The organism is Ferranicluibacter rubi, from assembly GCF_011603255.1.
Taxonomy (GTDB): Bacteria; Pseudomonadota; Alphaproteobacteria; order Rhizobiales; family Rhizobiaceae; genus Ferranicluibacter; species Ferranicluibacter rubi.
Window position 1 is genome coordinate 1 of record NZ_JAANCM010000003.1, and the last position, 12,640, is coordinate 12,640.

Here is a 12,640-nt window from a genome sequence, read left to right on the forward strand (position 1 = left end):
GTGGGTGGGTGCCCTGCCGCGAGGCGAGCGGGTCACGCGGCGTGCAAGGCAATCCGGCGCCTGAGAAGCATCAGCAACGGGGCTGGCATGGATCATTTTGCATTTCTTCTGCCGGTCATTCTGTGCGCGTTTGGACTGACGTTCCTGTTCGTCGGGCGCCACGAGCCCCGCTCCGCGCCCTGGTGGGGCGTCGGCTACCTCTCTGCCGCTCTCGGCTTCATCATGCCGATCCTGCCGGAGACCATTCCCGGCCTGTTTCGCTCCGTGGTGGCGGATACGCTGTTCCTGCTGGCGCTGAGCTTCTACGGGCAGGGCCTTCTAGCCCAGTTCCGCCGGCACTTGCCTGTCTGGCCAAGGGCCTTGCTCGTCGTTACCGGCATGCTCGCTTCCGTCGTGTCGACATTCATCCTTGAAAACCCGACGCTGGCGCTGGCGGCCAACGATCTCGTGACCTCGCTTTGTTTCGTCGTGCCTGCCTTTGCCGTCATGCGGCATGCGCGGGGTGCGGCGGAGCGTCTGCTGGTCGCCATCGTCTTTCTGCTCGTCGCGGATTCGCTCGTCCGCAACATCGTGATGACCGTGCTCAACCGCAATCCGAGCGACTTCGAGACCTTCCTGCTGTCGCCCTATGCATTCCTGATGCAGACGACGAGCACCGTGATCGGGATTTTGCTGGCGCTTGCGGCGCTCGGCTGCGTGACGCTGGAGGTCATCGATCGCTACAAGGACGTGGCCGAGCGCGATCCGCTGACGGGGCTCCTCAACCGCCGCGGCTTCGACAGGCTGTCCGGCCAGAAGACGATCGCGGGCGCCGTGATCGTCTGCGACATCGACCACTTCAAGCGGGTCAACGACCGGTACGGTCATGCCGCCGGCGATGCGGTCATCGCCGAGCTTGCGCGCATTCTCGCTCTGGAGCAGGCGCAAGGTGCCGTGCTCGCCCGGTTCGGTGGCGAGGAATTCGTGCTCTTCCTGCCCGGCATCGCACTCCATACCGCTCTTCCGGTGGCCCATGCGATGCATGCGCGGATCGGATCGGCCGACTGGTCGCGGATTGGCGTCGGCGCCGTGACCGCAAGCTTCGGCGTTGCGGCGTCGCGCGGCGGTGATCTCGGCATCTATGACGTCATGGCCCGTGCGGATCGCGCGCTTTATGCCGCAAAGACGGCCGGCAGAAATCGCGTCTTTACCGAGGGCGAAAGGCCGGCTGAGCTACGCGCGGCGGCGGCACGTGCGGTCGCCTGATCACGATGCCTAGCCTGAAGCGTTCCCGCGCTCGCTAACGGCCTCTGCGGCCGCCTTCCGGATGGCAAGCCATCGCGTGTGCTCCAGCGTCGCATCCGCCAGCGCCCTGTGCGCGGGTTGGGTCGGCTCGGTGCTCTCGATCATGCCCTTCACGAAATCGGCGATCTCGCGGCGGGTGAACGTGCCATCCATGATCTCCCTCGCATGCTCTAGAAAGACATCGTCGGATTTTCCGAGCCTCAGCGCATGGCGCGGCAGGCCCCCTGCGCGCAGCAGCACGCTCAGCCATTTCCCATCCCAGGAAGGGGCGCTGGCGTAGAGTGCATGCCCCTCCAGCGTTTCCAGCATATCGCGCGCGACGTCCGCGACAGGCGTGCCCTCCAGGTGGAGACGACGGCGGGAGAGGCCGTGAATGCGCTCGGCCTTCATCGACCAGTCCGTCCAATCGGGCGTCGGGCGGATCAGGTGAGCGCGCGACGTTCCGTCCTCGAAGACCCAGGCAACCTCGACCGGATAGCTCTTCTTGCCGAGGGAGGACGCTTCGAAATCGAGAAACACAAGCATGGCATTCGTCCAGAATGATGTGCGGCACGAAACGCGAGACGCTGATCACCGCAACATCCGGTCTCTTCAAGGCATCTGCCGGCCTGTTACGATCTAGCCGGATCGGACCGCCTGCGTAAAGGACAAGGGAATGCACATTCCGTCGAACACCGTTCTTCGACATCATGTGAAATGATCATTGACTCATTATACCAGTTTCCTTTAGATGGTCTGATAAAACGGGATCAAGACACATGACATCGATCGCACTTTTCGGCGCTGGCGGAAAAATGGGCACGCGGCTCGCGCGCAACCTCATCGGCTCGCGCTTCGACATTCGCCCTGTGGAGGTCAGCGACGCCGGACGCGCGCGGCTGCTGGCAGATCTCGGCCTGACCTGTTTGCCCGTGGAGGAGGCGCTCGACGGCGCCGAAGTCGTGGTTCTCGCCGTGCCGGATACGGCCATCGGCAAGGTCGCCTCCGGTATCATCGATAAGCTCGCGCCGGGCACCATGGTCGTCGTGCTCGATGCCGCGGCACCCTTTGCGGGCCATCTGCCGGAGCGCGCCGACATCACCTATTTCGTGACCCATCCCTGCCACCCCCCGATCTTCAACGACGAGACCGAGATGGCCGCGAAGAAGGACCATTTCGGCGGCATCGCCGCCAAGCAGCACATCGTCTCGGCGCTGATGCAGGGGCCGGAAGAGCATTATGCGCTGGGCGAAGAGGTGGCGAAGACCATCTGGGCGCCGGTGATGCGCTCGCACCGCGTGACGGTCGAGCAGATGGCGATCCTTGAGCCCGGCCTGTCGGAAACGGTCTGCGCCTCGCTGCTCGTCGTTATGAGCCAGGCGCTGGACGAATGCGTGAAGCGCGGCGTGCCGGAACAGGCGGCGCGCGACTTCCTGCTCGGCCACATGAACGTGCTGGGCGCCGTCATCTTCAAGGAAGTCGACGGCGTGTTCTCGGATGCCTGCAACAAGGCGATCGAGTTCGGCATTCCCGCGCTGATGCGCGACGACTGGAAGAATGTCTTTGAACCGCAGGAAATCGCCGAGAGCATTCGCCGGATCACCTGATCACGAGATCACGACGGTTCTGCTTCAAGGCGGGCCCGTCCGACGAGGAACACGGACCCGCAGGGAGGCGGGTTTGTTGAACACACACCTGGGAGGAACTATATGAAACTCGCACGCAGACTGACCCTTGCCGCCTTTGCCGGCGTTCTCGCCCTCGGCACGGCCATGCCGTCCTACGCGGCCGATCTCATCGCGATCATCACGCCGAGCCATGACAATCCGTTCTTCAAGGCGGAAGCTGTCGGGGCGGAAGCCAAGGCCAAGGAACTCGGCTACGAAACGCTGGTTCTCGTGCACGACGACGACGCCAACAAGCAGTCGCAGCTGATCGACACGGCCATCGGCCGCGGCGCCAAGGCCATCATTCTCGACAATGCCGGTTCGGAAGCCTCGATCGCCGCCGTGCAGAAAGCGAAGGACGCTAAGATCCCGTCCTTCCTGATCGACCGCGAAATCAACGCGACGGGCGTCGCCGTCTCCCAGATCGTCTCCAACAACTACCAGGGTGCCCAGCTCGGCGCCGAAGAGTTCGTCAAGCTGATGGGCGAGAAGGGCAATTATGTCGAGCTGCTCGGTCGCGAGGCCGACCTGAACGCCGGCATCCGCTCCAAGGGCTACCACGATATCATCGACGAATATCCCGACCTGAAGATGGTGGCACAGCAGTCGGCGAACTGGAGCCAGACGGAAGGCTACTCCAAGATGGAGACCATCCTGCAGGCCAATCCGGACATCAAGGGCGTGATCGCCGGCAACGACACGATGGCGATGGGAGCGATCGCAGCGCTTCAGGCTGCCGGCCGCAAGGACGTTATCGTCGTCGGCTTCGACGGCTCCAACGATGTCCGCGACAGCATCAAGGCGGGCGGTATCAAGGCGACCGTGATGCAGCCGGCCTATGCGCAGGCCCAGATGGCCGTCGAGCAGGCGGACGCCTACATCAAGACAGGCAAGGCGCCGGCGGAAGAAAAGCAGCTGATGGACTGCGTGCTGATCAACGCCGACAATGCCGACAAGCTCGAGACCTTCGCGCTTAAGGATTGATCGCACTCTCCTGAGGCGGGCGGCTCGTTCACACGCGCCGCCCGCGCCTTTTCCCATCCGGAGTTGACGGAATGCCGCGTTTCACCGCCGCTGCCGCGCTTTGCCTCGCCTCGGCCACGCTTATGGTCCTGGCCGGCTGCAAGATCATCAAGACGCCGACGGCCGAAGAAGCCGCGGAGGCCGCAAGCGACGGCTTCAACCCCGAACGGCAGGCGACCGAGCTCTGGACGCCGAAGGTGGTGCCCTATCTCACCTCGAAAGCCGGCCCCTATGCCGAGGTCGCCGCGCTGATCGCGTCCGATCCCGATGCGGCGGCTGCCAAATACGGCCACAAGGAAAAGGAGGGCAACGCTCCCTGGACCTATGCTGCCAATATTTCGGGCACCGTGATCAAGGCCGAGACCACGTCGCGCGCCGGCTATCTCGACACGGATATAGACGGCGACGGCAAGGCTGATGTGCGGGTCCAGATCGGGCCGGTCATCAAGGGCACCGCGATCCGTGACAGCCTCGATTTCGTCAGCTTCAATCAGTTCAAAAACCAGATCCAGTGGGCCGAATTCGGCAAGGCCTTCAACGCTGACCTGAATTCTCAGGTATTGCAGGCTCTGCCGCGCGAGGGGCTGGAGGGGAAGACGATCGAGGCTGTCGGCGCCTATCCGCTGCCTGCGAAGGGGCAGCTGCCCTTGTTGACTCCCGTCAATGTGGCAATCGGCGGCTGATCATGGCAGACGAAGACGACATCATCCTTCAGCTCGAGGACGTAACGAAGGTCTATTCCGGCATCGTTGCGGTCAGAAATGCCAACCTGTCGCTGCGCCGCGGTGCGGTGAACGTGCTCGTCGGCGAGAACGGTGCGGGAAAATCGACGTTGATGCGGATGATCGCCGGCGTCGAGCGTCCGTCCCTCGGGCGTATTCTCCTCGACGGCAAGCCGGTCGAGTTCCACTCGCCGGCCGACGCCCAGAAACACGGCATCGGCATGGTGTTTCAGGAACTCAATCTCTTCGGAAACCTGTCCGTCGCCGAGAACATCTTCGCCACCCGCGAAATCCTCCGCGGTTTCACCGGCATCGATCACAAGGCGCACGTCGAGAAGGCCAACATCTTCCTCGACCGGCTGGATGCGGGCATCAATGCCGAGACGATGGTGGAGGACCTGCCGATCGGCCAGCAGCAGCTGGTCGAGATCGCCAAGGCGCTTTCGCTCGACACGCGTATTCTCATCCTCGACGAACCGACCTCGGCCCTGTCGGCCGCCGAAGTCGACATTCTGTTCAAGGTGATCGCCGAACTGAAAGCGCAGGGCGTGGCCATCGTCTATATCTCGCACCGGCTGGAAGAGCTGATGCGCATCGGCGACCACATCACCGTGCTGCGGGACGGGCAGATTACCGGCCAGGCGCTGGTCAAGGACATCGACACCCGCTGGATCGTCCGCTCGATGATCGGCTCGGATGCCAAGGATTTTGCAAAGTCCGTCGATCACAAACTGGGTCGCGAAGCGTTTCGTGCCGAGGATATCTCGCTCGCGCGGCGAACCGGAGGCCTTGCGGTCGATCATCTCTCCATTTCGGTGCGGGCCGGCGAGGTGCTCGGCATCTATGGCCTGATGGGCGCTGGGCGCAGTGAATTCTTCGAATGCGTCATGGGGCAGCACCCTCACGCGACCGGCCGCATCTTCATTGATGGCGAGGAGATCGTCGCGCGCGACACCCCGACGCGCATCAAGCGCGGGCTGGCGTTGATCCCGGAGGACCGGCAGCGCGAAGGCTTGGTGCAGGTGCTGTCGATCGCCGCGAACCTGACGCTGGCCAGCCTCGACCGGTTCGTGCGCTTCAAGTTCCACATCGCCGGCGAGCGCGAGCGCTCCGCCGTTGCCACGGCCATCAAGGATCTCGCCATCAAGGCGCCGAACCCGGATTTCGATGTGACGTCCATGTCGGGCGGCAACCAGCAGAAGGTGGTGATCGGCAAGGCGCTGATGACAAAACCGAAGGTTCTGCTGATGGACGAGCCGAGCCGCGGCATCGACGTCGGCGCGAAGGCCGACGTCTTCCGCACCATGCGCCGGCTGGCGGGGGAGGGGCTCGCCATCCTGTTCTCCACCTCCGATCTCGAAGAGGTGATGGCGCTGTCCGACCGGATCGCCGTGATGAGCAATGGCCGCATCACCACCATTCTCGACCGGGCGGAGGCGAGCGAGGAAGCGATCGTGCGGGCGGCATCGATCGGGCACAAATCGACACAGACCAGCGGGGATATCGCGCCATGACGACGGCCACCACGACCACATCGGCAGCCGCGACGGACGGCGGATCGCTTCTGCTGACGCTGATGAAGCTGCGGACGTTCATCGCACTTTTCGCCGTCATCGCCTTCTTCTCGGCCTTCGCGCCGAACTTCCTCTCGACGGCCAACATCATCCTGATGTCGAAGCATGTGGCGCTGAACGCGTTTCTCGCCATGGGCATGACCTTCGTCATCATCACCGGCGGCATCGACCTGTCGGTCGGCTCCATCGTCGGGCTCTGCGGCATGGTGGCCGGCGGGCTGATCCTCAACGGCATCGATCTGCAGATCGGCTACACGATCTATTTCAACATCGTCGAGGTCTGCCTGATCACGCTCGCTGTCGGCATCCTGATCGGCGCGGTCAACGGATTGCTGATCACCCGGCTGAACGTCGCGCCCTTCATCGCCACGCTCGGCACGCTCTATGTCGCCCGCGGCCTCGCGCTGCTGTCGTCGGACGGGCAGACCTTCCCGAATCTCGTCGGCAAGCCGGAACTGGCCACCACGGGCTTCGGCTTCCTGGGCTCGGGCCGTATCATCGGCCTGCCGGTGTCGATCTGGATCCTGATCGTCGTTGCGCTCGCCGCTGCATATTTCGCGCGGAACGTACCGCTCGGCCGCCAGATCTTCGCCGTCGGCGGCAACGAGCGGGCGGCGCGCATGTCGGGCATCCGGGTCAACCGGGTAAAGATGTTCGTTTATATGTTCTCCGGCTTCTGCGCCGCCATCGTCGGCATCGTCATCTCCTCCGAACTCATGGCCGCGCATCCGGCCACCGGCAACTCGTTCGAACTGAACGCCATCGCGGCAGCGGTTCTCGGCGGCACCTCCATGTCCGGCGGGCGGGGCACGATCGGGGGTACCATCATCGGCGCCTTCGTCATCGGCATCCTGTCGGACGGGCTCGTGATGATGGGCGTCTCCTCCTTCTGGCAGATGGTCATCAAGGGCATCGTCATCATCGTCGCCGTGGTGGTCGACCAGGCCCAGCGCCGTCTGCAGCAGCAGGTCGCGCTGATGCAGCTGGCCAAGAAGGGTTAGGCCGGCGAGCCTTTGCGGCGGGGGCCTTGTCCCCGTCGCTCCCAGAAGACGAGCACGATGCTGGACGCAACGATCAGCAGGGCGCCGATGAAGACGTTCACGGCCGGCACCTCTGTCCAGATCAGGTATCCGTAGAGGAAAGCCCACATCAGGCCGGTATATTCGATCGGTGCGATGGCCGAGGCCGGGGCGTAGCGGAAGCCGTCATAGAGCAGGTATTGCCCGATCGTGGAGATGAGGCCGAGCGCCAGCAGCAAGCCCCAGCCCGTCGCATCCGGCGTGGTCCAGACCCAGGGCAGCGACAGGGCGCAGGCAAGGCCGAAGAGGAGGCTCGTCGCATACATCTGCGTCAGCGTGGATTCGCTGCGGCTCACGAGGCGCACGAGAATGGTGCTCCAGGCCCAGCAGAAACCCGCAACGACGCACATGGCCGCCGGCAGCAGGTTCGGCGAGTGGGTGGGGTTTGCGGCCACGACCACGCCGATGAAACCACCGATACAGGCGATCCAGCGTCCTATGCCGATCGTTTCCTTCAATATCAGGATCGACAGGAACATGACCATGATCGGCGCCGAGAAATAGAGCGTCGTTAGTTCCGCAAGGCCCAGCGTGCGGGCCGCATTGTAGAACAGCAGCCAGGCGACCAGCATCAGCGCGGCGCGCAGCACCAGCGTCTTCCGGTAGGGGCTCTGCCAGGCAGAAGGGTGCTTGCGAACGCGGACGAGCACGCCGGTGATGGCGACGATCACGAGGCTGCGGAAGAACAGGATCTGCGGCACCGCGTAATCCGTCACCAGCCATTTGACGATCGCATCCTGCAGGGCAAAGCAGGCATAGCCCGCCGAAGCCAGCGCGATACCCGTCAGCGGGCCCTTGTCCTTGATCTCCAAAACCATGTGGCCCTCCAGCCGCGCACCCCCAGCTCGAACCACGAACGAGGACACGCCATCGACAGCGCCGCAATGGCAGGAACCGGCCTGCGCCGCAATGTCAAATTCTCTCGCACCGGACGGAGCAGTTGCCGATGCCGGGGTCATAAGGACTGTAAGTATTTTATTCTATTTTAATCCGCATTTGACAGAATGCCGCACGCGCTGTGCCGGATCACTCCGGTGCGACCTTAAGCGGGCGGGGGAGCCTTTTCATGATCGATCGTTTGATGTCTCGGATACGGATCCAGACCAAGGTGCTGGTTCTCGTCACGCCGTTCGTGCTCAGCATCACGGCCGTCGGCATCACCGGTCTCTACACATCCGGCCTGCTTCAGGGCCGCATGGAAATCTCCAACAGCGTTCTCCAGTCGCTGAGCGGCTTCAAGGAGGTCTTCTCCGCCATGTCGCGCTTCCTGATGCAGCCGTCGACCGAGACGCATGATGCCGCGCGCAGGGAACTGAGCGACGAGATTGCCAACCTGAAGACGATGGCCGATGGCCTGCGTGCGGAGACGGATGTCACAAGCCTGGACGAGGCACTGGCCCAATCCGCCAGCATCGCTGCGAACATCGAGACGCTCTGGGCGCTGCAGACCGACCGCGAGCGGATCGCCACCGCGGTCGGCGCGAGCACCGAGGAGCTTCTCGCCGTGCAGGCCGCAGCGGGAAAACAGGCCTTCGTCCTCCTCGCCTCTGCCAAGACTCTCGAGAAATCCGCAAAATCCGACCTGAAGACGGCGCTGCAAGTCGGTGCGCTCGGTACCGTCGCGCAGACGCTCGCATCACAGGCGACCGCAGCGGCAAGCGATGCGGACCGGATCAAGGCAATCAAAACGGGCCTGCCTGCCGTGTCCACCGCGCTCGACGCGACGATCAAGGCACTCGGCAAGGTCTCTCTTCCTGCCGTCGATGCGCTGAAGCCTCAGATGGCGGCCGTTAGCGATGCTGCTGTCAAGGCCGGCACCGACCCGTTCGCCGCCGGCAATCTCGTCACCCTACTCGCTTCGCTCGACCGCGCAGCGGCGGCGATCAAGACCGCGTCCGACGACGCCCTGCGCAATGCCGTATCCGCGCTCGCCGCCGCCGAAGGCGAAATCGCCAAGGCCGATCGCGTCGGCAACAAGCTGCGCGCCATCGTCGGCAATGCCAACCAGATCCGCGTCGTCTTCGCCGAACTCGCGGCCGTTCCAGATGAGGGCGGCGTGAAGACGGTGCAGCAGGCGCTGTATGCCTATGGCAAGGAGATGGAGGGCCTCGCGACCGCCGTTCCCGGCGATACGGTTCTGGCCGCGCTGCCGGCAAAGGCAAAGCCGGCGATGGCGTCCCTGGAGGCGAACGCCCTTGCGCTCGTCGCCTTGTCAGAGAAACAGCGTTCGGAGTTCGACGCCGCGGCGGCCCAGATCGACGGGACGTGGACGCTGCTGACGGAATTCGCGGAAAGCCAGAAGCAGAGTGCGGGTACGGAGCGCGAGCAGGCCAACACCATTTCGCTCGGCGCGACGCTCGCCGGCATCCTCATTGCCCTTCTCGCCGGAACCGCGCTTGTCATGACGCTAAAGGGCCCGATCGGGCAGATCACCGCCGCCATGCGTCGCCTTGCCGACGGTGCGCTGGATACGTCGATCACCGGCGAAAACCGTTCCGACGAAATCGGCGACATGGCGCGCGCGCTTTCCGTCTTCAAAGGCAATGCTCTCACCAAGGTCTCGATGGAAGAGCAGGCGGAGGCGACCCGCCGCGAGACGGAGACCCAGCGACTGCGCAACGATGCGGACCGCCAGGAGGCAGCACAGCAGGTTCAGTTCGCCGTGGACACCCTGGCGCAGGGTCTGTCGCGCCTCGCACGGGGTGACATGAGCTTCACTATCGAAACGCCCTTTGCCGCGCATCTCGATCGTCTGCGCAGCGACTTCAACGCCTCGGTCGGTGGCCTGCGCGAGACGCTTTCGGAAATCCGCAATATCTCCAGCGCCATCCACCATAACGGCCAGCAGATGGCCGATGCCGTTGGCGACCTTGCCAAGCGGACGGAACAGCAGGCGGCAGCGCTTGAGGAAACCTCGGCTGCGGTTGACGAAGTTTCCTCCACGGTGCGCACGGCGGCCGGTCGCGCCAACGACGTGCAGGGCATCGTCCAGCGCGCCAAGCGCAATGCCGACAATTCCTCCGGCATCGTACAGAACGCAATCTCGGCCATGCTGCGGATTCGCGAGGCCTCCGACAAGATCGGGCAGATCGTCGGCGCCATCGACGCGATCGCCTTCCAGACCAACCTTCTTGCGCTCAACGCCGGCGTCGAAGCGGCCCGTGCGGGCGAGGCCGGGAAGGGCTTTGCGGTCGTGGCGCAGGAGGTGCGCGACCTCGCGCAGCGTTCGGCGCAGGCGGCCAAGGAGATCGGCGGCCTGATCGCAAAATCGTCGGCGGAGGTTGCAACGGGTTCGCAATATGTCGAGCAGACCGGCAGTGCCCTGATGGAGATCGCACACCAGATCGTGGATATCGCTGGCCATGTCGATCATCTCGCAATCTCCAGCCGCGACCAGTCGACCTCGCTCGAATCCGTCAACGGTTCCGTCAACCAGATCGACCACATGACCCAGCAGAACGCCGCGATGGTGGAAGAGACCAATGCCGCGACCCTGCAGCTTGCCGAGGATATCGACATGCTCGCAGGCCTCGTCGGCCGCTTCCGCCTGCTGGAGGAGGACGATGTTCGGCACGCGCGGGCTGCCTGATCGGTGCTTTAGGCACGCTCTTGCCGATTTCGGTTGAATTGCGGGGAGACCGCGATAGCGTCAGGCTCTGATATCACGGGAGCATCCGATGACGTTGACCGACCAGAGACTGCTGGAACTACGGGAAAAATATGCGAGTGGGCACGGGGGCGAGATCAGCGATCCCGGCTTTCGCCGCGTGGCTGCGCATATCTTCTCCGAGAGGGGCACGCGGGCTGCACCCTATTCCGGCATACCAACGCTCCTGTCCGCGCCCCTGGTCGAACTGAGCGATAGCGAAGCGTTCGACGCGCTGCAGGTCGCGCTGCTCGGAATTCCCATGGATCTTGGCGTGACGAACCGCACCGGATCCCGTTTCGGCCCGCGGGCGCTGCGGACGATCGAGCGGATCGGGCCCTACAACCATGTGCTGGAGGTCGCGCCGGTGCACGAGTTGCGCGTGGCGGATATCGGCGACGTTCCCTTTCGCAGCCGGTATCGGCTGGAGATGAGCCACGAGGACATCGAGCAGCATGTGGACAGGATCGTCGCAAAGGGCATCCTGCCGCTGTCGGTCGGCGGCGACCATTCCGTGACGCATCCCATCCTGCGCTCGGTCGGGCAGGAGCGGCCTGTCGGCATGATCCATATCGATGCGCATTGCGACACGGGCGGCGCGTATGATCTCACCAAGTTCCACCATGGCGGCCCGTTCCGCAACGCGGTTCTCGATGGCGCTCTCGATCCGACACGGGTGATCCAGATCGGCATTCGCGGCTCGTCCGAATATCTCTGGGAGTTCTCCTACGATGCCGGAATGACGGTCATCCACGCAGAAGAGGTGACCGGAATGGGCATTCCGGCGATCATCGAGAAGGCGCGCACGATCGTCGGAGACGGGCCGACCTACCTTTCCTTCGACATCGACAGTCTCGATCCGGCCTTTGCGCCCGGCACGGGAACGCCGGAGATCGGCGGTCTGACCACGCGCGAGGCGCTGGAACTGCTCCGCGGGCTGAAGGGTCTCAATTTCGTCGGTGGAGACGTCGTCGAGGTCGCACCGCAATATGACAGCACGACCAACACCGCCCAGGCCGGCGCCCAGATGCTGTTCGAGATCCTGAGCCTGCTCGCCTTCAGCCCGTCGCTGAAGGCGTGATCCGGATCCGCTTCTCGGTTGTCAGCAGCTTGGGCCCGCCGCGTCTATCGTCTGCGAAGCGGCCAGCGCAGGATGCCAGTGGCGTAGAGCGGCAGCGAGACGAGCACCGGCTGAAGCGCCAGACGCGGGACGTGATAGAGCCAGGGCAGAACGCCCGCATCGATCGCCGTCAGGCCGTCGATGGCATGTTTGATGTTGGCGGGGTAGACGCAGACCGCATATAGCGCGAGGCCCAGCGCCGCTGGCCGCTCGACGGCGCGGAACCAGAGACCGATCGCGCCCAGAAGCTCGCAAACCCCCGTCAGCGCGATGACCGTTGTCGGATAGGGCACCCAACCGGGTGTGATCGTCAGAAAAGGCGATGGCCAGGCGAGATGCAGGATGCCGGCGGCCGCGTAGAACAGAGAGAGCCCGATGCGCAGGCCGGTATGCCGTTCGTCGCTGCGCGTTGCTTCAAACATGGTGTGTTCATCGTCCAGTGGATGTCTGCAGCTTTATGCCCGTTTTTTAGAGTACGTAACACCGCGATACGAACGACCCGCCGCTTCAGGGAAAACGGCGGGCCTTGACCTCGAAGGCAGGGAG

At 63.9% G+C, this 12,640-nt stretch carries 11 protein-coding genes; 8 read left to right on the plus strand and 3 right to left on the minus strand.

Features of this window, described 5'->3' with window-relative positions; translation table 11 throughout:
• Positions 1-87: 87 nt before the first annotated feature.
• The gene (locus tag G8E10_RS06700) at positions 88-1,245 is read left to right on the plus strand and encodes a GGDEF domain-containing protein (RefSeq protein ID WP_165910688.1); all 1,158 of its coding nucleotides are present in this window, start codon (positions 88-90) and stop codon (positions 1,243-1,245) included.
• Between the two features lie 9 nt (positions 1,246-1,254).
• Here G8E10_RS06700 and G8E10_RS06705 read toward each other — a convergent pair whose 3' ends face one another.
• Positions 1,255-1,809, minus strand: a complete 555-nt coding sequence (locus G8E10_RS06705; RefSeq protein WP_110801265.1) for a 3'-5' exonuclease — start codon at positions 1,807-1,809, stop codon at positions 1,255-1,257.
• 233 nt (positions 1,810-2,042) lie between these two features.
• On the opposite strand from G8E10_RS06705, the gene G8E10_RS06710 reads away from it, so the two are divergent.
• The 5 genes from G8E10_RS06710 to G8E10_RS06730 all read left to right on the plus strand — a co-directional run bounded on the left by G8E10_RS06710 (position 2,043) and on the right by G8E10_RS06730 (position 7,250).
• Positions 2,043-2,870 (plus strand): phosphogluconate dehydrogenase C-terminal domain-containing protein, encoded by an 828-nt coding sequence (locus G8E10_RS06710; RefSeq protein ID WP_110801264.1) that lies wholly within the window; start codon positions 2,043-2,045, stop codon positions 2,868-2,870.
• Between the two features lie 102 nt (positions 2,871-2,972).
• Complete coding sequence (locus tag G8E10_RS06715; RefSeq protein ID WP_110801263.1) at positions 2,973-3,914, plus strand: D-ribose ABC transporter substrate-binding protein; 942 nt, start codon at positions 2,973-2,975, stop codon at positions 3,912-3,914.
• 71 nt (positions 3,915-3,985) lie between these two features.
• A complete protein-coding gene (locus tag G8E10_RS06720; RefSeq protein WP_110801262.1) occupies positions 3,986-4,636 on the plus strand; it encodes a DUF2291 family protein in 651 nt (216 codons plus the stop codon).
• A gap of 2 nt (positions 4,637-4,638) precedes the next feature.
• Positions 4,639-6,189 (plus strand): sugar ABC transporter ATP-binding protein, encoded by a 1,551-nt coding sequence (locus tag G8E10_RS06725; protein ID WP_425530827.1) that lies wholly within the window; start codon positions 4,639-4,641, stop codon positions 6,187-6,189.
• Complete coding sequence (locus tag G8E10_RS06730; RefSeq protein ID WP_110801260.1) at positions 6,186-7,250, plus strand: ABC transporter permease; 1,065 nt, start codon at positions 6,186-6,188, stop codon at positions 7,248-7,250. The genes G8E10_RS06725 and G8E10_RS06730 overlap by 4 nt, the downstream gene beginning before the upstream one ends.
• On the opposite strand, the gene G8E10_RS06735 is transcribed toward G8E10_RS06730, so the two are convergent.
• Entirely contained in the window at positions 7,247-8,146 is a 900-nt protein-coding gene (locus G8E10_RS06735) for a DMT family transporter (RefSeq protein ID WP_110801259.1), read from the minus strand. The genes G8E10_RS06730 and G8E10_RS06735 overlap by 4 nt on opposite strands.
• 248 nt (positions 8,147-8,394) lie before the next feature.
• On the opposite strand from G8E10_RS06735, the gene G8E10_RS06740 reads away from it, so the two are divergent.
• A complete protein-coding gene (locus tag G8E10_RS06740; RefSeq protein ID WP_110801258.1) occupies positions 8,395-10,917 on the plus strand; it encodes a methyl-accepting chemotaxis protein in 2,523 nt (840 codons plus the stop codon).
• An 88-nt stretch (positions 10,918-11,005) separates the two neighbouring features.
• The gene (gene speB, locus G8E10_RS06745) at positions 11,006-12,055 is read left to right on the plus strand and encodes an agmatinase (protein WP_167128109.1); all 1,050 of its coding nucleotides are present in this window, start codon (positions 11,006-11,008) and stop codon (positions 12,053-12,055) included.
• Between the two features lie 44 nt (positions 12,056-12,099).
• On the opposite strand, the gene G8E10_RS06750 is transcribed toward speB, so the two are convergent.
• Entirely contained in the window at positions 12,100-12,516 is a 417-nt protein-coding gene (locus G8E10_RS06750) for a DoxX family protein (RefSeq protein WP_110801256.1), read from the minus strand.
• Positions 12,517-12,640 lie beyond the last annotated feature (124 nt).